15 protein-coding genes are annotated in these 22460 nt (G+C 46.4%); 12 read left to right on the forward strand and 3 right to left on the reverse strand.

The window, feature by feature from the left end:
• The first annotated feature begins 3 nt into the window (after positions 1-3).
• The 8 genes from HRU69_00510 to uvrB all read left to right on the forward strand — a co-directional run bounded on the left by HRU69_00510 (position 4) and on the right by uvrB (position 10097).
• Positions 4-2331, forward strand: coding sequence for a polysaccharide biosynthesis tyrosine autokinase (locus HRU69_00510; GenBank protein QOI96046.1), 2328 nt, complete (start codon positions 4-6; stop codon positions 2329-2331).
• Positions 2324-3055: a capsular biosynthesis protein gene (locus tag HRU69_00515; protein QOI96047.1), complete on the forward strand. Its 732-nt coding sequence runs from the start codon at positions 2324-2326 to the stop codon at positions 3053-3055. Before HRU69_00510 ends, HRU69_00515 begins: the two co-directional genes overlap by 8 nt.
• A 10-nt stretch (positions 3056-3065) precedes the next feature.
• Positions 3066-4049 (forward strand): NAD-dependent epimerase/dehydratase family protein, encoded by a 984-nt coding sequence (locus HRU69_00520; protein ID QOI96048.1) that lies wholly within the window; start codon positions 3066-3068, stop codon positions 4047-4049.
• 56 nt (positions 4050-4105) lie between these two features.
• Complete coding sequence (locus HRU69_00525; GenBank protein QOI96049.1) at positions 4106-5515, forward strand: tetratricopeptide repeat protein; 1410 nt, start codon at positions 4106-4108, stop codon at positions 5513-5515.
• Complete coding sequence (locus tag HRU69_00530; protein ID QOI96050.1) at positions 5515-6318, forward strand: phosphosulfolactate synthase; 804 nt, start codon at positions 5515-5517, stop codon at positions 6316-6318. The genes HRU69_00525 and HRU69_00530 overlap by 1 nt, the downstream gene beginning before the upstream one ends.
• Positions 6319-6328: 10 nt before the next feature.
• The gene (locus HRU69_00535; protein QOI96051.1) at positions 6329-7267 is read left to right on the forward strand and encodes a DUF368 domain-containing protein; all 939 of its coding nucleotides are present in this window, start codon (positions 6329-6331) and stop codon (positions 7265-7267) included.
• Positions 7268-7269: 2 nt separating this feature from the next.
• Complete coding sequence (locus tag HRU69_00540; GenBank protein QOI96052.1) at positions 7270-8007, forward strand: shikimate dehydrogenase; 738 nt, start codon at positions 7270-7272, stop codon at positions 8005-8007.
• A 68-nt stretch (positions 8008-8075) separates the two neighbouring features.
• Positions 8076-10097, forward strand: a complete 2022-nt coding sequence (gene uvrB / locus HRU69_00545) for an excinuclease ABC subunit UvrB (GenBank protein ID QOI96053.1) — start codon at positions 8076-8078, stop codon at positions 10095-10097.
• Between the two features lie 50 nt (positions 10098-10147).
• On the opposite strand, the gene dnaA is transcribed toward uvrB, so the two are convergent.
• Positions 10148-11563, reverse strand: a complete 1416-nt coding sequence (dnaA, locus tag HRU69_00550; GenBank protein ID QOI96054.1) for a chromosomal replication initiator protein DnaA — start codon at positions 11561-11563, stop codon at positions 10148-10150.
• Between the two features lie 208 nt (positions 11564-11771).
• Here dnaA and HRU69_00555 point away from each other — a divergent pair, with 208 nt between their 5' ends.
• From HRU69_00555 to HRU69_00570, 4 genes are all read left to right on the forward strand, one after another.
• Positions 11772-12878 carry a hypothetical protein gene (locus HRU69_00555; protein QOI96055.1) on the forward strand — a complete coding sequence of 369 codons (1107 nt, stop codon included), beginning with the start codon at positions 11772-11774 and terminating at the stop codon, positions 12876-12878.
• A complete protein-coding gene (gene scpA / locus HRU69_00560) occupies positions 12875-15004 on the forward strand; it encodes a methylmalonyl-CoA mutase (GenBank protein QOI96056.1) in 2130 nt (709 codons plus the stop codon). The genes HRU69_00555 and scpA overlap by 4 nt, the downstream gene beginning before the upstream one ends.
• Before the next feature lie 86 nt (positions 15005-15090).
• Positions 15091-19323, forward strand: a complete 4233-nt coding sequence (locus HRU69_00565; protein ID QOI96057.1) for a CHAT domain-containing protein — start codon at positions 15091-15093, stop codon at positions 19321-19323.
• 61 nt (positions 19324-19384) lie between these two features.
• Entirely contained in the window at positions 19385-20410 is a 1026-nt protein-coding gene (locus HRU69_00570; GenBank protein QOI96058.1) for a low specificity L-threonine aldolase, read from the forward strand.
• Here HRU69_00570 and HRU69_00575 read toward each other — a convergent pair.
• Positions 20400-20744, reverse strand: coding sequence for a T9SS type A sorting domain-containing protein (locus tag HRU69_00575; protein QOI96059.1), 345 nt, complete (start codon positions 20742-20744; stop codon positions 20400-20402). The two genes, HRU69_00570 and HRU69_00575, sit on opposite strands and share 11 nt — an antisense overlap.
• Before the next feature lie 99 nt (positions 20745-20843).
• The gene (locus HRU69_00580; protein ID QOI98786.1) at positions 20844-22337 is read right to left on the reverse strand and encodes an NAD(P)H-hydrate dehydratase; all 1494 of its coding nucleotides are present in this window, start codon (positions 22335-22337) and stop codon (positions 20844-20846) included.
• Positions 22338-22460: the final 123 nt, after the last annotated feature.

Below are 22460 nucleotides of genomic sequence, written 5' to 3' on the forward strand. Positions count from 1 at the left end.
ACCTTGAGCACTGAAAAAACCATAATACAATCCTCAGCCGAAAACATTGATTTTAGCAAACTTAAAATCATTGTCAGAACAAATTTTATATGGATTGTGCTGATTTTCCTGCTAACAAATGCAGCGGCTTATTTTTACCTGCGTTATACCAAAGATTTATATGAGTCGGTGTCAGAGATAAAACTGGATGTAAAACAGGATGCCACCGAACTGGGCATTCGTGAAATAATTCCTGAACGGCAGAATGTTAACCTTATATCATCCGAAATTGAGACGATTAAATCAAAATTGTTTTTAAGCAGCGTTATTGACTCACTAAACCTGCACGTAAGTTATTATAGTATTGGAAAAATACTGAATACCGAATTACACACCAGTTCACCGTTTGTGGTTGAGCATCAGGTTAACAGCCCGGCCTACTTCGATATTCTTTTTCTTATCGAACCCACCTCTAACAACACCTACCGGCTCCGCATACCTGTGTATGCCTCAACCTATGAGGGAGAATTTGGTAAACCGCTAACCTCCAACCATTTTTCACTTACCATCAAAAAAAAGGATGCACCAGCCTTTGAACCTGAAAATCAATACTCGTTTATTGTGAACAGTAAACGCGCATTATTGGATTACATACTCACCAACCTGACGGTTGAACCGCTTAATGTTAATGCCAATACCATTCGCGTGTCCTTCCGCGATAACAACCCTTTTAAAGCACAGGACCTGGTTAATGGAATCGATTCGCTTTACCTGCGGTACAGCAATGCGCAAAAAAATCTGGCCAACCTCCAGAAAATAGCCTGGCTTAACAATGAATTGAGCCAGATTGAACAACAGATGGAGCAGTACGAAAATTACTTTGAAAACTTTACGCTCAAGAACAAGACCAGTAACCTGAATGATGACCTGAAGCGAACCATCATCTTAATCAACAAAATTGATTCACAACGATTTGAAACAAACCGGAGAATCAACGAAGTAAACCGGGTAATAGACGGCCTTGCCGGTAATGAATTTTATGTAAGTCCCTCACAACGAACCCTCTTTTCCGAGTCGGTAAATAAGAACATTGAGAAACTTCAGGAGCTTTACCTGGATATAGATAAAATGAAACTCTCCTACAGCGAGAGTACCTTCGCCTTTAAACAAAAAGAAGCTGAGATAGAAAGCATTCGGAAAAAAGTCTATGGGCAACTTACCGAAATTAAGTCCGACTTAATGAAACGCCTGCAGGACCTGAACAAATCTAAGACCGCACTTGAAAACGAGTTTGCCGGCATGCCCGATAAGAATACGCAGTTCAATAAAAATGCCCGCTTCTATAAATTATATGAAGAATTGTACTTAACCCTGATGCAGCGCAAATCGGAATTTGAAATTGCACGGGCAGGAAGCACCCCGGATTTTAAGATTCTCTCAACGGCCGATCTTCCGCAAAAGCCCATTGCTCCGCAGCGCATACTCATCCACGCCATTGGGTTTGTGGCCGGCATTGTTCTGTCGTTTGCTTTTATAGGCATTCTCTATCTTGCCAACGATAAAATTACCAGTGTATATGAAATTGAACGGATGGCCGGTGTACCCTTGTTAGGCGTGGTGCCGGCATTTCGTGGCCAACCCGAAGAGGGAGTATTCATTATTAATTACCCGAAATCCATGGTTAGCGAAGCCATACGCACCTTGCGCACCAACCTGGATTTTTTTAGTCCGGCAATTTCCAAAAAGATAATAGCAATATCCTCAACCATTTCGGGAGAAGGCAAATCATTTCTGGCCATGAACCTGGGCGGCATTGTTGCATTATCCAGAAAAAAAGTTGTGCTGCTTGATTTGGACATGCGAAAGCCCAAGTTAATACAGGTGACCAACGGCTCCGATCCGAATAAAGGCATCAGCACCATTCTGATACGCAAAAACACCTGGCAGGACTGCGTGGTTAAAACGCCTATTGAAAATTTTGATTTTATACCGGCCGGGCCACATCCGCCAAATCCTGCTGAATTATTACTTAATGGCGAATTCAGCACCATGCTGAATGAACTAAAAGAAAAATATGATTTCATACTATTGGACACACCCCCGGTGGGCCTGGTTACCGATGGCATCATGGCCATGAAGCATGCTGATGTTTCGGTGTATGTTTTCAGAGCCAACTATTCCCGTAAGGAGTTTATACACAACCTGCAGCGCATCGTTCGCATCAACAAATTCTCCAACATTACAGCCGTTGTCAATGCGCTGCCGGCTACCAGCGAAACAGCCTATGGCTATGGCTACTATGAAGATCGGAAACCCTCAGGATTGAAGTCAATTTTTAATCGCAGTGTTTAGCTGGTTCTCTGGCACGAAAAAAGCACCTCAAAGACCGCTGGCAGCTGACATCCATTCACACCTGCTGCCCGGGCTTGACGATGGCGTGCAATCCTTTGACGAGGCCGAGCGAATCATCCGGGACTTTCAGGATATGGGTTATAAAAAACTAATTACAACGCCCCACATCATCAGCGACAGTTACCGAAACACTCCGGAAGCAATACTATCTAAACTGGCCGAACTAAAAATTTACCTGGCCAAAAAATCAATACCCATTGAAATTGAGGCCGCAGCCGAATACTACCTGGATGAAAATTTGGTGTACCAACTGGAGAACAATGACCCGCTATTAACCTTTGGCAACCGGTATCTTTTGTTCGAAGTAAACTTTATGGTTGAACCCTTAAACCTGAAAGAATTTATTTTTAAACTCACTACGCGTGGATACAAGCCTGTATTGGCACATCCTGAACGGTACGTTTTTCTTCAGCAACATCCGGAAAAGATTGAAGACCTTATTAACCGCGGTGTACTGTTTCAACTCAATATCAACTCCCTCACGGGCTATTACTCCAAACCCGCACAGGTAGTGGCACGAAAACTTATTGAAAACAAGTGGGTGCATTTTGCCGGCAGCGACTGCCACAACGCCAATCATCTCCACCTGCTTAAACAAGCCCAGGACACAGCGCTCTATCAAAAACTTTTATCTTTGCCCCTGCTCAACCATTCGCTGATTTAACCCGCACAACATGATTGCCGTAACCGGGGCCAACGGCTTATTGGGAAGTTATATAGTAAGGAAACTTCTTGCCGAAAAAATTCCCTTCATTGCATTAAAACGTTCAGGCAGCGATACCTCGTTACTTAATGATATAAACAGCCAGATTACCTGGCGCGATGCAGATGTATTAGACTTACCGGCATTACATAATGCACTGCAGCATGTAAGCGGTGTAATTCATGCGGCCGCGCTGGTGTCCTTTAATCCACGCGATAAGAAGAAACTCTTCGCAGCGAACATCGAAGGCACAAAGAATATGGTCAATGCCTGCCTGCTGCTGGGCATTACACGTTTTTTGCACATCAGCTCGGTGGCAGCACTTGGCCGGTTAAATGGCCAGCGGGTAATTACCGAAGAAAACAAGTGGACTGACAGTACACTAAACAGCGCCTATGCCGAATCAAAATACCGGGCTGAACTGGAGGTATTCCGTGGGCAGGAAGAAGGCCTCAGCACCGTCATCGTTAATCCCTCGGTTATCCTTTCGCGTAGCGATTGGAACCGCAGCAGTTCACAACTCTTTAAATATGTATGGAACCAACGCCCCTTTTATATTGATGGATCGTTAAATTATGTTGATGTCCGCGACCTGAGTGAGGCCATCGTAAGATTATACCAATCCGATTTTGAAGGAGAACGTTTTATACTCAATGCCGGATCGATACCGTACCATGATTTTTTTGCAGCAGTGGCGAAGCAATTTAACCGGACACCCCCCCGCATTAAACTTTCAAAAACCATGCTTACCTGGCTTGCCCGCGCTGAGCGGGTACGGTCGGCCCTTACCGGTGCCAACCCGCTGATAACACCTGAAACAGCCCGCCTGGCCGGAACGAGTTTTTTCTATTCCAACCAAAAAATTAGTGCTGCCCTGAACATGGCTTTTCAACCGATTGAACAAAGTATTGACTGGTGCTGTGACTGGTATAAGGCGCAGGCCGGTAAAAAATAATTTTTTTAGAATAACTTTGCCTCAGATTTTTTTAACTTGGGCAAACCCATACGCAAATGGCCAAAGAATTTCGCAGGCGTGAGGATGAGGGGAACGATCTGATAAGGCGCTTTGAAGACCACCTTCGCAAAAAGAAATCCGATTATTTTGATCTGGAAGCATTCGAAGAAATAATTGAATTCTATTTACTCCGGTCGAAGTACAACAAAGCCCTGCAGGCCGTTAACCTGGCCATCACCCAGTTTCCTTATTCCACCGGGCTGCTCATTGCAAAAGCCCAGGTGCTTACACACCTCGAAGAATTCTCGGACGCGCTTGACCTGCTGGAGCAAGCTGAAAATCTGCAGCCCAACGATCCGGAAATTCTGCTTTCAAAAGGCTCCCTGTTTGCTGCGCAGAATAAGCACAGCGAAGCCATTGAATGCTATGAACGCGCACTTGATTTTTCAGAAGATAAAGACGAAATCTACTATAACATCGGGCTGTCGTACCAAACCCTGGAAAAATATGAACAGGCCATTCAGGCTTACAAACAGGCAGTTGAATTTAACCTGAACCATGAAGGCGCCCTGTACGAACTGGCCTATTGCCTCGATATAACCGGCCAACTGGAAAGCAGCGTGTCGTATTACAAAAAATTTATTGACGAGGACCCCTACTCGGCCGCAGCCTGGTACAACCTGGGAATTGTGTACAATAAACTGGGCCAGTTTGAAGAAGCACTTACCGCTTATGATTACGCATTAACCATTGACGACACGTTTGCCTCGGCTTACTTCAACATGGGCAATACCTGCATGAATCTGGGTCACTATACAAAAGCACTCGATTCGTTCAAGAAAACCATTGAACTGGAGGGACCCAGTGCAGAAGTATATTGTTCCATTGGTGCCGCTTACGAAAGCCTGGAACAATTTGAACTAGGCCTGAAATACTACCAGAAAGCGGCCAAGCTTGATCCGATGTACGATGAAGCCTGGTTTGGCGCTGGCGTATGCCTCGAAAAACAGGAGAAGTGGTACCAGGCGCTTCACTTCTATAACAAAGCGCTGAAACTTCATGCCGAAAACCCCGAATACTGGCGCGCCATTGCACACGCTGAATTTAAGGTGGGCAACATTGTTTCGAGCATTGATGCCTACGAAGAAGCTTCGCGACTCGATCCGAAAGACAGAGAAATCTGGTTAAACTGGTCGTTTATTTACTACGAGCAGGGCGATTATCAGAAAGCGGTTAATGTATTATTGGAAGGTTTTGATGAATTGCCCGATGATGCCGAATTGTATTACCGGATGACCGTTTACTTAATTGAAGCCGGTAAGTTTAAGGAAGCCTTTAATTATCTTGAAAATGCATTAATTTTGAACTTTGAAGGACACGCCACCTTGTATGAGTTCTTCCCTCAGATCGAAACACAGAAGGCGCTGTTCAAAATCATTGAACAATTTAGAAAAGAAAACAAGTAATGAATTACGAGTTAAAGAACCTGCCTGAGCGAACACGCAAGCCCAGGCAGTACGGTTTTACCATGGCCATGGACAAAGGCCTGAGTGTGCGTGAAGCCGAGGATTTTGTTAATGTATGTGCCGATCATGTTGATATCGTTAAACTCGGTTGGGCCACTTCGTATGTTACACCTAACCTGAAGGACAAATTAAAAATATATAAAGATGCCGGCATTCCGACCTATTTTGGCGGAACCCTTTTCGAGGCATTTATCATCCGCGACCAGTTTGATGACTACCGGAAGGTACTCGATAAGTACAACATGTCATTTGCTGAAGTTTCGGATGGCTCCATCGATCTGGACCACGATAAAAAATGCGATTACATCAGCAAACTCTCCGAACAGGTAACCGTGCTTTCGGAAGTAGGATCAAAAGATGCCGATAAAATCATCCCTCCTTATATGTGGATTGAACTGATGCAGAAAGAACTGGATGCCGGTGCCTGGAAAGTAATTGGTGAAGCACGCGAAAGCGGTAACGTAGGGTTGTTTCGCTCAACCGGTGAGGTGCGATCAGGCCTGGTGCAGGAAATTCTTACCAAGATTCCATTTGAAAAAATCATCTGGGAAGCCCCCCAAAAAGCACAGCAGGTTTGGTTTATTAAATTGCTGGGCGCCAACGTAAACCTGGGCAACATTGCCCCCAACGAAGTAATACCACTCGAAACCATCCGCCTGGGCCTGCGGGGCGATACCTTCCTGCACTTCCTGGGCATTGAAAAAAAGAAAACCAACACCGCACCGCCTTTCGAAGTTGACTAATCGCTGATACTTGAAACGACCAGTCGACTATATATTGCTTTACCTGAAAGGACTAAGCATGGGCGCTGCCGATGTAATTCCCGGTGTATCCGGGGGTACGGTTGCCCTGATAACCGGCATCTATAATGAACTCATCCACTCCATCAAAGCCATTGATGCAGATGCTCTGAAACTGCTGCGGCACTTTCGGTTTGGCGATTGCTGGAAAAAGATAAACGGAAACTTTCTGGCCACCCTGCTGGCCGGTATCCTTACCAGCCTGGTGCTGCTGGCCGGTGTGATGAACTACCTGCTAAAGAACCATCCTATTCTTATATGGTCGTTTTTCTTCGGATTGATTCTAATCTCTGCCCCATTGGTCATGCGTGAAATTAAAATCAAAAATCCGGCAATAATTTTTTCGTTCATTTTCGGAATTGCCATTGCTTACTTCATAACAGTGCTCACGCCAACCGAATCGCCCGATGCCCTCTGGTTTATTTTTTTCGCAGGAATGCTGGCCATCTGTGCCATGATTTTACCGGGTATATCAGGCGCCTTTATTTTGCTGTTACTGGGCAAATACCAGTTTATGGTTAATGCTTTGTTAAATGCCAATGTGGTTGTCATTGCTGTTTTTGCTATGGGGTGTATGGTAGGCATCCTCTCCTTCTCACGGCTTCTTTCCTGGATACTCGATCGGTATCACGGCATTACAGTCGCCTTACTGGCCGGCTTTATGCTCGGTTCACTGAACAAAGTATGGCCCTGGCGACAGGTTCTGGAGTATCAAACATCCGAATCAGGCGAACGGGTATCGGTATTTGATAAAAGTGTATTACCTTGGGACTACCTCAACCTGACCGGAAAAGACCCCCAGCTTTTCCAGGCCATTTTAATGATGGCCCTGGGCGTATTACTTGTAGTAAGTATTGAAAAAATTGCAACGCGTTTAAAAACAAAAATCTGAACATGGAAAAAGTATTCGGGCTTATCGGCTCAACCGTCAGTCACTCTTTTTCAAAATCCTATTTCGATGAAAAATTTTTTCGGGAAGGCCTCCGCGATCACCGCTACGAACTGTATCCGCTAACCAGTATTACTGATTTTAAAAAGCTTGTTTCGGATACTAAAGGATTAACCGGCCTGAATGTAACCCTCCCGTACAAAGAACAGGTGGTATCATACCTTGATGATATCGATGCAGAGGCCAGGAAAATCGGAGCGGTTAACGTAATTAAAATTAAAGACGGCAAACTTATCGGTTACAACACCGACAGCGAAGCGTTTTATGAAACCGTATCGAAATGGCTGCCGAAGGACAAAAAATTCACCGCACTTATTCTTGGTACAGGCGGCTCCTCCAAAGCAGTTCAGCAGGCACTTAACCGGTTAGCCATTCCGCACAAAACCGTTTCGCGCAGCGAAGGAAAGGCAGATTATACCTATGACGAATTAACTGCTAAAATCATCAAAGAAAACAAACTCATCATTAACACCACCCCACTGGGCATGCATCCCAATACCGAAAGCCTGCCCCCTATTGCCTACGAGCATATTTCAAAAGATCATTATGTATACGACCTGATTTATAACCCGGCACGTACGCAGTTTTTACAAAAAGCTGAAATCCGCGGGGCTACCATTAAAAACGGTCTTGAAATGCTGCACGTGCAGGCCGAAAAATCATGGACTATCTGGAATAACTAAGTTATAGAATATGTTTGGTTAGTCGTAGGCAGGATTCTATCTTACCAAGCACGATTAATCAACCTTAATTGAATTTCAAACTTACCAGCGAATATGAGCCTACAGGCGATCAACCGCAGGCCATCCGCCAGTTGGTTGAAGGCCTGGAGCGGGGTGAACCTCACCAAACCTTGTTGGGTGTAACCGGTTCGGGCAAAACGTTTACCATGGCTAATGTGGTAGCCCGGGTTAACCGGCCTACCCTGGTGCTCAGTCACAACAAAACCCTGGCAGCCCAGTTATATGGCGAATTTAAAAACTTCTTCCCCGGAAACGCGGTGGAATATTTTATCTCGTATTATGATTATTACCAACCGGAAGCGTACATTCCATCCTCTAATCTATATATCGAAAAAGACCTCTCCATTAACGAAGAGATTGAAAAGTTAAGGTTAAGCGCTACCTCTTCCCTGCTTACCGGCAGAAGAGACGTACTTGTAGTGGCCTCAGTATCGTGTATTTACGGTATCGGTAATCCGGATGACTTCGGTAAAAATGTTATCAAACTAACCGTGGGTGAGACTATCGCACGAAATCGCCTGCTGTTTGCCTTGGTTGACATTCTGTACAACCGTACTGAAGCGGAGTTCAAACGGGGCACCTTCCGCGTTAAAGGCGATACGGTAGATATCTTTCTGGCCTATGCTGACTATGCCCTGCGTATCTACTTTTTTGGCGATGAAATTGAATCGATACAGCGTATTGATCCGGTATCCGGAAAAAAAATATCAGACGAAAAAATCGTGACCATCTTCCCCGCCAACCTGTTCGTTACCGGTAAGGACTCCCTCCACCAAGCCATTAAAGAAATTCAGAATGACCTGGTGATGCAGGTTGACATGTTTGAATCGGAAAAGCGCCACCTCGAGGCCAAACGGTTAAAAGAACGAACAGAATTTGATCTGGAAATGATGCGCGAACTGGGCTACTGTTCAGGCATTGAAAATTACTCGCGCTATTTCGATCGCAGAAAACCCGGTGCCCGACCGTTTTGCCTGATTGATTACTTTCCCGATGACTTTCTCATGATCATTGACGAAAGTCACGTTACCGTGCCGCAAATCAGGGCCATGTGGGGTGGTGACAGGTCGCGCAAAGTAAACCTGGTCGATTACGGATTCCGGCTGCCTGCAGCCCTTGACAACCGCCCGCTCACGTTCAATGAATTTGAATCGCTGATAAACCAGGTTATTTATGTAAGCGCAACACCGGGCGAATATGAATTGCGGAAATCCGAAGGCGTGGTCGTAGAACAACTCATCCGGCCAACCGGGCTGCTCGACCCGGAAATTGACGTGCGTCCCAGCCGCAACCAGATTGACGACCTGCTGGAAGAAATTGATCAATGCGTGAAGAAGAACGAACGCGTATTGGTCACTACCCTTACCAAACGCATGGCCGAAGAGCTGACCAAATTTCTGGACCATGCTGGCGTAAAATGCCGGTATATCCATTCCGAAGTAACCACACTGGATCGTGTTGAAATTCTGCGGGAATTGCGCCTTGGGGTATTTGATGTACTGGTGGGCGTAAACCTGCTGCGCGAAGGGCTCGACCTGCCCGAAGTTTCACTAGTAGCAATTCTTGACGCAGACAAGGAAGGCTTTTTACGCAACCAGCGATCGCTGGTGCAAACCATCGGGCGGGCGGCACGAAATGTTAACGGCCGCGTGATTATGTATGCCGATTCGGTAACGGAATCGATGCAGGTGGCCATTGATGAAACTAACCGCAGGCGCAAGGTGCAGATGGACTACAACAAAGCAAACAATATTACTCCGCAAACCGTCATAAAATCACGCGACTCTATTTTGCGTCAAACGAAAGTGGCTGACTCCAAGAAATCGGCTAAGAAATACTATGTGGAGAATGAAGAATCAAGCCTGGCAGCCGACCCGGTAGTGGCCTACCTGGGCAAAGATGAGTTAATTAAAATGGCCGACCGAACACGTAAGGCTATGGAAAAGGCAGCCAGGGAACTGGAGTTTATGGAAGCTGCCCGGCTGCGCGATAAGTACATGGCTATTCAAAAATTAATTGACGATCGTTGATAGAAAAATAAGAACCTAACCGAATGTACCGTTTTCGGGCTGTCAGAAATTCAGTTCATCCGCAACTTCAGCTTTTTACCCAGTTCTTCAACCGAAGATTTAAAGTTCGCATCGGTCTTCATCATGTCTTCCACCGATTCGAGCGCATGGATAACCGTGCTGTGATCGCGCCCGCCAAAATTTTCGCCTATCAGGGCCAGGGTTAACTGGGTATACCGTTTGCAAAAGTACATAGCTACCTGGCGGGGGATTACAATTTCGCGCTTTTTAACCTTTCCCTTCATCGACTCCAGGTCAACTTTAAAATACTCTGAAACGGTTTTCTGAATAAAGTCAACGCTTACATCAGCTTGTATTTCCTTAATAATGTTTTTAAGAACTTCCTTTGCCAGATCAAGATCAATTTCCTTCTTCAACAAGGTGGCGTGAAAAATGAGTGAATTCAGCACACCTTCCATATCGCGCAGGTTGGTATCAACACTATAGGCCAGGTATTCGGCCACTTCGGTGGGGATGGTGATCCCATCAGCCTGCATTTTTCGATGAATGATGGCTAATTTGGTTTCAAAATCAGGCTCCTGTAAATCGGCAGTAAGGCCCCACTTGAAACGCGACAGCAGCCGCTCCTGGAATCCCTTCATATCGCGGGGCGGGCAATCGCTGGTCATAATTACCTGCTTGCCCGACTGGTGCAACTGGTTAAAGATGTGAAAAAACATCTCCTGCGTTTTCTCCCGGCCGGCCAGAAACTGCACATCATCCAGAATCAGTAAATCAACCTGCAGATAAAAATTCTGGAAGTCCTGCAGTTTATGGTTTTGAAGTGCATTGAGAAACTGCGTGGTAAAATCATTCTGATCAACATAAAGCACGATTTTATCGGGCATGTTGTTGCGAATTTCGTTGCCGATGGCCTGTACCAGGTGGGTTTTTCCTACACCCACACCTCCGTATAGCATTAACGGGTTAAATGATGTTACCCCGGGCTTTTTAGCCACGGCCAACCCGGCCGACCGGGCCAGCCGGTTGCAGTCGCCTTCTACAAAGTTATCAAAGGTATAATTGGGGTTGAGACGCGAATTAACCGTTTGCGGATTCAGTGCCTTGTAGGTAAATGGTGAATATTCGCTATCCAAACCATTGGCTGAAGCCCTGCGCGAACCCATACCATTAGGGTAATGCACCGTAACAGGAGGTGTATTGGTGTTGCCGCTGTCAACAATTACCGAATACTCCAGCCGTCCGGTAGGACCTAACACTTTTTGTAATGCTTTCTTAAGTACAGGCACATAATTATCTTCAAGCCACTCATAAAAAAACTGCGAGGGTACCTGAATGGTTAACACATCTCCCTCCACTTGTACCGGAACAATCGGCTTAAACCACGTTGAATAATTTTCTTCACCGACCGATTCGCGAATTACTTCGAGACAGTCGTTCCATAGGGTTGTGCAATCAGCTACCATGAAATGTTCGGTTTAAGAATTAACCTTCCGTGGGGAGAAAGGGAGACAAAGATGTGAAAAAAGGTTTTACGAAAACAAGATCGCCAACGCTTGATTTTGTCAAAAAAAATTTCGTAATAATGAGGCCAACAATTTACCTGCCTGAATCTTTATTTTTTTGAATTAAAAAACAATCGGACAAACGATTGGGTGTTTGCTATCTTGCACTATGGCCGAGAATTATTCTAATCTTTTCAGCGAATTCAATATACCTGATTACAGCGAATGGCTTACCGTTGCGCGTGAAGAATTACAAGGCACCGACCCCGAACAGGCTTTGGCTTGGCAAGTTACTGATTTACAGGGCAATCCGTACTATACACCCGAGCATTTAAAAACCAAACAGGCCATTGGCCTGGTGCTGCCTCCCTGGCAAAATAGTCCACTTATATCTGTTACCAGCGAAGCAGCCGGCAACGTACAGGCGCTTGAACACCTGAACCAGGGAGCTGACGGTATATTATTTTACATCCCTAATCCGTCAACGATTTCACTTGAAAAACTGCTTGAAAAAATCGAATGGCCGCATTGTACGTTGTCGTTTTTACTGGATGAAGCTGATGACTCGTTTTCCGTTAAGCTGAAGCAATTCATCGGCAAAAAAAAATATTCGCCTGATGAACTGACCGGATCTTTTTTTGTAAAAACTTATCCACACCATCCACAAACGATTAACAACATTGTCCACAACCTCATAGCTTTCACCAATCTTAATTGCATCGGCCTGTATATTTCTTCCGGCCAACCGGTGGAACGGCTGGCTACCGGTTTAGCCCGGGCGGTACAGACCGTTGAACAACTTGCGGCAGCGGGCATTAGTGCACAGGTCTCACTACAGCGGATGGGTTTTGTTGTTGAAACAGGCAATGATTTCTTTATCGAGGCAGCAAACCTGCGGGCGTTGCGGTTGCTGTTTTATCAAATTGCAAGGGCATACGGTGTAACCGAATATCAACCTTCCGACCTTTACATTCAGGCGCTATCAACGCCCTGGGTTCAAAGCGAATTAGGGCCGCACAGTAACATGCTTAAAAGTACAACCGCGGCCCTCGCTGCAATTACCGGAGGCTGCAACGCATTAACTGTTTTACCCGAAAATGAGACCGATGCCCGCATGGTACGGATAGCCCGCAATGTTTCTAATTTATTAAAAGAGGAATCGCGGTTAGATAAAGTTACCGATCCGCTTGCCGGCTCGTTTTATTTCGAAGCGCTAACCTTTCAACTAATTGAAAAAGCGTGGACGCTGTTCCAACAAAAAATAGCTGCCCGATGAAACCGGATTTCTCCAAAATTTCAGTGGCTGATTTTGTTATACCCGTCAGGCCGATGCCGGTGCTGCAAGAATGGGAAAGTCCGGAAGAAATTCTGATAAAAGCGTTTTATACCGAAGCGGATACAAAGAGTTTAACTCATATCCATTTTGCCTCCGGTATTCCGCCTTTTCTGCGTGGTCCGTACGCCACCATGTACACCATCCGCCCGTGGACGATCCGGCAGTATGCAGGCTTTTCAACAGCAAAAGAATCCAATGCATTCTACCGTAGGAACCTTGAAGCCGGGCAGCGGGGACTATCAGTGGCCTTTGATTTAGCCACCCACCGCGGTTACGATTCTGATCATCCGCGTGTAGCGGGCGATGTGGGTAAGGCAGGCGTAGCTATTGATTCGGTACTCGATATGAAAATCCTGTTCAACCAGATACCATTAGATAAAATGTCGGTATCGATGACGATGAACGGGGCAGTTATTCCTATCATGGCGTTTTACATTGTGGCAGCCGAAGAACAAGGGGTTAAGCCTGCCCAACTCAGCGGCACCATTCAAAATGACATCCTCAAAGAATTTATGGTGCGCAACACGTATATCTATCCTCCGCAGCCTTCCATGCGCATCGTTGCCGACATTTTTAAGTATACTTCGAAGCACATGCCAAAGTTCAACTCCATCAGCATCAGCGGCTACCACATGCATGAAGCAGGCGCTCCCGCCCACCTGGAGTTAGCCTACACCCTGGCTGATGGGCTGGAGTACATCCGCACCGGTTTACAGGCCGGCATTGCCATTGATGACTTTGCACCACGGCTTTCATTCTTCTGGGGCATCGGTATGAACTTCTTTATGGAAATAGCCAAGATGCGGGCCGGCCGGCTGTTGTGGTCGAAAATTGTTAAACAATTCAATCCGAAGAATCCCAAATCGATGGCCTTGCGTACACATTGCCAGACATCGGGGTGGAGTTTAACCGAGCAGGATCCCTACAACAATGTTGCCCGCACGTGCATCGAAGCACTGGCTGCCGTGTTGGGCGGTACCCAATCACTACACACCAACTCGCTGGATGAGGCCATCGCCTTGCCCACTGACTTTTCTGCCCGCATTGCCCGAAATACACAACTGTTCATTGAAAAAGAAACCGGAGTAACACGGGTAGTCGATCCGGTTGGCGGATCTTATTACATTGAATCGCTTACCAACAGCCTGGCCAGAAAAGCCTGGACGCTGATTGACGAAGTGGAGCAATTGGGCGGCATGACCAAAGCCATTGAAAGCGGATTGCCCAAAATGCGCATCGAGCAGGCCGCAGCCGCCAAACAAGCCCGCATTGATTCGGGTAAAGAAATTATTGTTGGTGTTAACAAATACCAAACAGATGAATCCGCGGATTTTTCAATCCTGGAAGTGGACAACAACGCTGTACGTAACGAACAGATAGCACGCCTGAACCAACTCCGGACCGAACGAAACAGCACAGCGGTTGAAGCCGCGCTTTCTGCATTAACACAGGCGGCAGAAACCGGCAAAGGTAACTTACTTGAACTGGCCATTATTGCAGCCCGTCATCGGGCAACGCTGGGTGAAATTTCAGGCGCGATGGAAAAAGCGTTTGGCCGCTATACGGCATCCATCAAATCGGTTTCAGGTGTATATTCGGGTGTAATGAAAAATGAAAAGTCATTTACCCGCGCACGAAAACTTTCCGATGATTTTGCCGTACGAGAAGGAAGGCGACCGAGGATACTGGTTGCCAAGATGGGCCAGGACGGGCACGACCGTGGCGCCAAAGTAATTGCTACCGGTTTTGCCGACCTGGGTTTTGATGTGGATATCGGGCCGCTGTTTCAAACTCCGGAAGAAGTGGCTATTCAAGCTGCCGAGAACGATGTGCATATTGTGGGCGCATCTAGCCTGGCCGGTGGGCACAAAACGTTAATTCCGCAACTCATCGAAGCACTAAAAAAGATTGGCCGCGAAGATATTCTGGTAGTGGCCGGTGGGGTTATTCCGCAAAAAGATTACGATTTTCTTAACCAGTCTGGTGTATCATTTATTTTCGGCCCCGGTACCGTTATCAGCGAAGCAGCTATAAAAATTCTGCAAAAACTAACGCCAGGCCGATGATGGGCAACGCCCGCTTTGTACTCCAAAAACCAGTTAGAATTTAGTAGATTAGTCGCCCGAAACAGGTATAAATAAACTGAAGTGTTATGAGAAAAATGCAGGTGTTTGTGGTGTTGATGGCATTTGTGCTGCCCCTGGCAGTACAGGCGCAAACCAAGTTTGATAAAACCCTTAAAAAAGCCGATAAGTACTATAATAGCGGTAGCTACGCCAAAGCCCTGAAAACACTGGCCAAATACAAAAAAAGTATTAAGGGCAACCAGGCCTATATGCCTAACTATTATACCCGCGAAGCGCGCTACAACCTCGGCTACGGTATTCTGACCGATTTCGATAAAAACATCACAACAGCTATTTCAACCAGCGCCTCCGTTTTTGGCGAAACCTCCATTAATCACGCCAACATCCTTACCGATGTGGCTGAAATTTTTAACCAGTACGGCTATTACCGGCTGGCTGCCGATTATGCAGCCAAAGCCCTTGAAATAAACAGCACAGCAGAAACCGAAGATGCTGCACTGAAGAGCCGCGCACTGCTTGCCCGTGCCGAAGCACTGATAGGCCAGGGTTTTTCAAACGAAGCTCTGGCGCTTTTAAAAACCAACGAATCATTTATGGCTTCGCGTGCAGTTGAAAAAGAAACTTTCGTAGAGAATGGTAAAATCCAAAACCGCAGGGTACCTGAGGAAGAACTTGCGCCCCGTTTCAATAGTTATGCACGGTTACTCATGCTGCGATTGGCCGCCTACGGTAAGAAAGGCGACATTGACAGTGTTGATGCCACAGCTGCAGCAGGCCGGCCCTGGATTTCAAAAAACATTCGCTATATGGGCGAAACCAGTTTAACATTAATTGAACACGATTTTATCTATACCAAAATGTTTGCCGAGAACAATAACGGCATCCCGCCTCCAGGATTGACTAAACGCCAGAAATGGGCCGAATACAGTGAGCAGTTAAGCGAATTAAAAAAACGCACCTCTCCTTCGGTGCCCCTGGCGCACGATTTATACCTGGCCAACCTGGATATGTTACTTCGCCTGAGCGGCAAGAGCGTTCAGTTTGCCAACCTCAAGGCCGAGTACGACCGCATGCTGGCCAAGTACTTTAACAAAGCCAGCGTAATGAACATTAACCTCAAGGCCATTGAGTTCAACTCCAAACTTGAAAAAGATAAAACCCGAAACCTGGAAAACGATGCTCAAAACGTGTTGGGCTCATCAACAATGCCAAAGTTTTACAAAACCCGTATCAGCACACTTGAATTTCTTTATGATCTCTCCGTACAGTTAAGACGTTACACGAATGCCGAATCGTACCTGAACCAGGTTATTGAACAGAAAAAAGAATTGTATGGCGAATTGTCACCCGAGTACCATCTGTCGCGCATCAAGCTGGCTAATTTTTACATGGATTATACCAACAAGCTTGAGGAAGCCGGTAAAATTTACCGCGAAAGTTATACGGGTGTTATCGAAAAACAAATTGCGCCCAAACACAAGGATAACCTGGACATCCTCTACCACCTGGCCGCATACTACGAGATAACCGACAAGTACAGCGATGCAGCAAAAATGCTGGAAAAGGCCAGCGGCATTGCCCTCATCAAATACGATAATGTGGACCCTGTTTACGCCATCGCCCTGAACAACATGGCTAAATTGCGTATCAAAATCGGTGATTACGAGCGCGCGGAAGACGACATCAATAAGGCCCTGGCGGTTTTTGACATGAAAGAAAACCGCGATGACAAATGGAAAGCCGATTACATTAATGCCATTGAAACTCAGGCAAAACTCTTCGGTATAAAAGGCTTATTTGACGAGGCCCAGGATAACCTGGACCGCACCCGCAAAATGATCCTGAAATCCAAAGTACCACTCACCAATGAATTGTCAACAGCCGAAGAACTGTCCGCCCTGCTGATTCAGCTTGGCAAATATTCACAAACCGACCAACTGCTCAACCAGCTCATTCCGGAATATGAGCGGCTGTATGGAAAAGAATCGCTACACCTGATTGACCCGCTGGTTAACAAAGGAAGAATTTTACTGGCCCGTGGCGATTATACCGAAGCCGATAAAGTTGCCCAGCGCGCCAACCAGATTGCCGTTAAAACCTATGGCGAACTCTCCACTAAAACCGCACCTTCTCAAAAGCTGATGGCCGACATTTATTATCAGCTCGGTGACTATGAAAAAGCTGAAGAAAATATAAAGAAAGCGGTTGCCAGCCAGGAAAAACAGTTCGGCCGAAACCACGTGGAGGTAGCCAAATCGCTGTCGCAACTGGCGCTGATCCAGTTTCACGGTGGTGGCGACAAAAAGACCATCGAGAAAAACATGTTCGAAGCCCGCGATGTGGTTGCCAACAAACTGGGCAAAGACAACCCGCAGTATGCCGAGCAACTCAAAAACATAGCCGTGTTGTACATTTCGGAAAAGCAATACGAACTGGCCTTTAATTCGCTGAATATTGCCGTTAGCATCTGGCAGCAAAAAACCGGCTCTAAACGAAACATCAATACAGCCAGCATCTATACCCTGATGGGTGATGTTTACTACCAGCAGAAGAATTATAGAAAAGCCGAAGAATTTTACAATAAATCCAAGGATCTGTACGAACGGAATTTCAGCGCGACCCATCCCGAATACGTAAAAATCCTGTCGAAGTTGAGCAAGGTGCATTACATGGAAAAAGACTATAAACGCGCCAAGCAACGCATTGAACAGGCACTGAATAATTACCAGGATTTTATTAACAAATTCTTCCCCGCCCTCAGTGAACGCGAAAAAGCAAAGTACTGGAACACCATTAAAGGCGACTTTGAATTTTACAACACACTGGCTTTAGGCCGGTTGGAAGACTTTAAAGATTTGAGTGACCAGGTGTATAACTACCAGTTGCTCACCAAAGCGCTGTTACTGAACTCATCCATTAAAATCCGCGAACGCATCCTGAGCAGCAACAACGAAGATCTGATTAACAGTTTTAATACCTGGGTACAAAAAAAGGAACTGCTTACCCTGGCCCTTTCCATGAGCCCCACCCAACTGGCCGAAAATGAAATAGACCCGGCCCTGCTGAACCACGAAGTGGAAAGGTTGGAGCGTAGTTTAAGCCAGCAATCCGAATTATTCGGGCAGAGCTTCGATAACAAAAAGATCACCTTTGAGGATGTGAAAAAATCACTGAAGCCCAACGAAGTGGCCATTGAAATGGTGCGGTTCCGGTACTTCAACCACACGTTTACCGACTCGGTTATATATGCAGCCCTGTATATTAAAACCGACATGAGCAAACCGAAGGCCATTATCAATGGCAACGGGGCGCGGATGGAAGGCCGCAGCTACCGGTTGTTCCGCAACTCCATGATCAACCAGATTGAAGATAACCAATCCTACAAAACCTATTGGGAGCCTATCCATAAAGAACTCGGTCAGGTATCCAGCATTTACCTGTCGGCCGATGGCGTTTATAACCAGATCCCGCTGGATGCCCTGCTGATGCCCGATGGAAAATACGTGCTGGATAACGCGAATATTGTGTACGTAAGCAATACCAAAGATCTCTACCTCCGCAAGGTAAAATCTTCGGCCAGGCCTGATAACAAAGCGTCCATGTTCGGCAACCCGACATTTTATGTTACTGCTTCGCGCGAAAACGCACCCATTACCCAGCTGCCGGGTACCGAACGTGAAATCAATCAACTCCAGTTTTTGCTCAAACAAAAAGGCTGGATGACCGAGGAGTATATTGAAAAGTCAGCCACTGAAGAACAAATAAAGGAACTGAACAGCCCGAAAGTATTCCACGTTGCCACACACGGCTTTTATAAACCCACTTCTGAAGTTAGTGCAGAAACTGAACTAGAAGGCAACGAAGCGCAACTTGCCCAAAACCCACTGATGCGCACCGGGCTCCTGTTACGGGGCGCAGGCGACCTGCTGGATAAAACTGATTACAATTACAATATGGAAAACGGTATCCTAACGGCTTATGAAGCCATGAACCTGAACCTGGATAAAACCGATCTGGTGGTGCTGAGTGCCTGCGAAACCGGGCTGGGTGAATTGCAGGCAGGCGAAGGGGTATTCGGTTTGCAGCGGGCCTTTCTGGTGGCTGGCGCCAAAGTGCTTATTATGAGCATGTTTAAAGTAGATGATGAAGCCACCCAACGGCTGATGCTCAAGTTTTACCAGAAGTGGCTCAACACAAACAATATGCGGCAAAGTTTTACCGAGGCCAAAAAAGAATTGCGGGCTGATTACCCCGACCCGATTTACTGGGGTTCGTTCATGATGATTGGTCTTGACTGATCCGATTGAATCAAATGCAATGCCGGGCTACTCTCCCGGCATTTCTTTTTTATACTTGCATATGAAATCATTTGCCAGCGACAATTACTCCGGGGTACACCCCGAAATCATGGAAGCCCTGCAACGAGCCAACCACGCGCATATGGGTTCGTATGGAAACGATGTGATCACTGATCGAGCCGTGAACCGGTTTAAAGAATTCTTTGGCGATGACATCAAGGTGTATTTTGTGTATAACGGAACGGGCGCCAATACGCTCGGGTTACGGGCACTTACACAATCCTATCACGCCATCATCTGTTCTGATTTGGCTCATATCAACGTGGACGAATCAACAGCCCCGGAACAATTTACGGGTTGCAAACTGGTGGGTGTGCCTAACCAAAACGGAAGGATAAACGCACAACAAGTTGCTGAAAAAATACAACGACTGGGCGACCCCCACCATCCACAAGCAAAGGTCATCTCCATTTCGCAACTAACAGAATATGCAACGGCTTATTCGGTTGATGAAATTAAAGCCCTATCCGAAGTAGCCAAACAGCACAACCTGTACCTGCACATGGATGGGGCGCGCATCAGCAATGCCGCGGTAAGTCTGAATAAAAATTTTCGGGAATTTACACGCGATGCCGGAGTGGACGTACTCTCTTTTGGAGGAACAAAAAACGGGATGATGTTTGGTGAAGCCGTTGTGTTTTTTAACCAGGAGGCAGCAACATACTTTCAGTACATCCGCAAACAAGGCATGCAACTCCACTCCAAAATGCGTTTTATCAGCGCCCAGTTCGAGGCATTATTAAGTAACGATTTATGGAAACGAAACGCATCGCATGCCAATGCCATGGCAAAAAAACTGGCTACAGGGTTACGTGAAATACCCCGGGTTACCATCACCCACCCGGTTGATGGCAACGGAGTGTTCGCCATCATGCCAAACGAAATCATCGCACCCCTGCAACAGGAAGTTTTCTTTTACGTGTGGAATGAACCAACCAACGAAGTGCGCTTAATGTGCTCATTCGATACAACAGATGAAGAAATACACCGGTTTCTTAAAAAAATAAAAGCGCTGGTCAGCGCTTAAGAAATTTAAAGGTACCCTTGAATTTACTGCCTTCATCCCGAAGGGCAATCAGGTAATACCCTGCAGCAAGGTCTTTTATGCGCATCCGGATTTCGTGCTGATCGATTACTTCTGTTTCGGTGCGGATTTCATTACCGATAATATTATGGAGTGTTAACTTCACCTGCCGGGCATCCAGATCTTCCATTCTTACAAACACATAATCATCGGCAGCCGGATTGGGATACACCGAAATAGTCTTGCCCGGATCGGACGTTTCCCGGGCAAATTGTGCTTTTGCAGGCAGTGCAAAGGCAATTAAAACAACTACTATGGTGCTATTGAGAAGGCGCATTACTAAGTCAAATTTACGCAAAATCCACTCCAAAAGTTCAAGCCTGCGTTGCTTTATAGATTCAGGAAAAGGTCAAAAGGTTTAAAAAACCGGTAAATTTTATTGAATAGCCTGTATGGCTTCGGGTATTTTTTCAATTAAATCGGAGGTTATCAGCCCTTCTACCCCTTTTTCGCGCATTGCCAGGTCGCCTGCCAGTCCATGCAACCAGCACCCCAGTTGGGCGGCCTCCACAGCCGTATAGCCCCGGGCCAGTAAAGCGGTAAGCATACCGGTAAGGGCATCGCCACTGCCTCCTTTGGCCATACCGGGATTACCTGTATTGTTAAAAAATACTTTACCCGATGGAGCGGCAATAGAAGAATAGGCGCCCTTAACAATAAGTACCGATTTAAGATTAACCGCCAGTTTACGTTGTCGTTCAAGCCTGTCGAAACTATTTTTCCAATCGCCTGCCAATCGTTTAAACTCACCCGGATGCGGAGTTAAAATACTGCCCTCCGGTATAAGTGCCTGCAATGCCGGGTTAGCCGATAAAATAGTCAATGCATCAGCATCAAGTACCATTGGTTTTTTGTAACGTTCCATAAGTTGCTCCAGTGCTTTGGTTACCATGGTATTGGTACCAATACCCGGACCAACACCAACGGCATTGTAAGTATCAAGCTCAGGTACGCGGGTGAAGTAAGCATCATCGTCATCCACCGACACCATGGCTTCTGGGACGGCTGATTGAAGGATGGTGTTGCCCTGCCTGGGAATATGCGTTGTAAGCAAGCCAGCGCCACTGCGCAGGGCAGCGCGGGAGGCCAGCACAGCCGCTCCCATTTTTCCGTAACTGCCGGCAATGAGCAAGGCATGACCAAACCGACCTTTGTGATCAAAGGTGGAGCGGGGTTTAAGATTTTTTTTCAAATGCTTTTTCGAAAGCAGGTAATTGGTTGTTTCAGACTGGTTGATAAACTCCTTGCTTAGGCCGATATCAACCATTGTCCACGCTCCGACAAAGGGATGATTTTCGGGCATGAAAAACGCCAGCTTCGGCAACTGGAACGAGACTGTATAATTTGCTTTGATAATCGCCCCTTCTGATGGCTTGTCGGCAAACAAGCCGGAGGGAATATCCACGGCAATACGGGTGGCATCGGTCTGATTTACAGCTTCAATTACCTGCGCATAAATTCCTTCCACCGGCCGCGACAGGCCCGAACCGAACAGGGCATCAATCAGTACATTACATCCTGCAAATTCATTAGCCGCTGGCGCTGATGTGATTTGAGTTACTTCCACTTCCTCCGGCAGGCGTTCACGATTTTTTTTGAAGTCATCGGTCTCCGTCACCGAACCGCGAACAATCCAAACTTTTACCGTATAGCCCCAGTCGTGCAACAGGCGGGCTATACCCAGGCCATCGCCACCGTTATTGCCCGTTCCGCAGACAATGCCGATTTTTTTTAAATCATCAATGTGCTGCGAAAACCATGAGCAAAATGCCCGGCAGGCGCGTTCCATCAAATCAAGAGAAGCAACAGGTTCGTGCGCAATGGTGTAAGCATCGAGCGCTTTGATTTGATCCGAACTCAGGACTTTAATCATAAGGCAATTATCAAATTGGCGGCATTCCGGCAAATGGATTAACACTTTACAATCATACGCTGTTACGAATATAACAGAACCTTCGCTTCGGGTTCATAACCTTTGGTTAAGGCCTTGTTG

The organism is Flammeovirgaceae bacterium (assembly GCA_015180985.1).
Lineage (GTDB): Bacteria > Bacteroidota > Bacteroidia > Cytophagales > Cyclobacteriaceae > UBA2336.

What these genes read in the sequence shown, in the direction of transcription:
- HRU69_00570 (QOI96058.1), top strand. Translation starts at nt 19,385, where the DNA reads ATGAAATCATTTGCCAGCGACAATTACTCCGGGGTACACCCCGAAATC.
- HRU69_00520 (QOI96048.1), top strand. Translation starts at nt 3,066, where the DNA reads ATGATTGCCGTAACCGGGGCCAACGGCTTATTGGGAAGTTATATAGTA.
- HRU69_00530 (QOI96050.1), top strand. Translation starts at nt 5,515, where the DNA reads ATGAATTACGAGTTAAAGAACCTGCCTGAGCGAACACGCAAGCCCAGG.
- HRU69_00565 (QOI96057.1), top strand. Translation starts at nt 15,091, where the DNA reads ATGAGAAAAATGCAGGTGTTTGTGGTGTTGATGGCATTTGTGCTGCCC.
- HRU69_00575 (QOI96059.1), bottom strand. Translation starts at nt 20,744, where the DNA reads ATGCGCCTTCTCAATAGCACCATAGTAGTTGTTTTAATTGCCTTTGCA.
- HRU69_00525 (QOI96049.1), top strand. Translation starts at nt 4,106, where the DNA reads ATGGCCAAAGAATTTCGCAGGCGTGAGGATGAGGGGAACGATCTGATA.
- scpA (QOI96056.1), top strand. Translation starts at nt 12,875, where the DNA reads ATGAAACCGGATTTCTCCAAAATTTCAGTGGCTGATTTTGTTATACCC.
- HRU69_00540 (QOI96052.1), top strand. Translation starts at nt 7,270, where the DNA reads ATGGAAAAAGTATTCGGGCTTATCGGCTCAACCGTCAGTCACTCTTTT.
- HRU69_00555 (QOI96055.1), top strand. Translation starts at nt 11,772, where the DNA reads ATGGCCGAGAATTATTCTAATCTTTTCAGCGAATTCAATATACCTGAT.
- dnaA (QOI96054.1), bottom strand. Translation starts at nt 11,563, where the DNA reads ATGGTAGCTGATTGCACAACCCTATGGAACGACTGTCTCGAAGTAATT.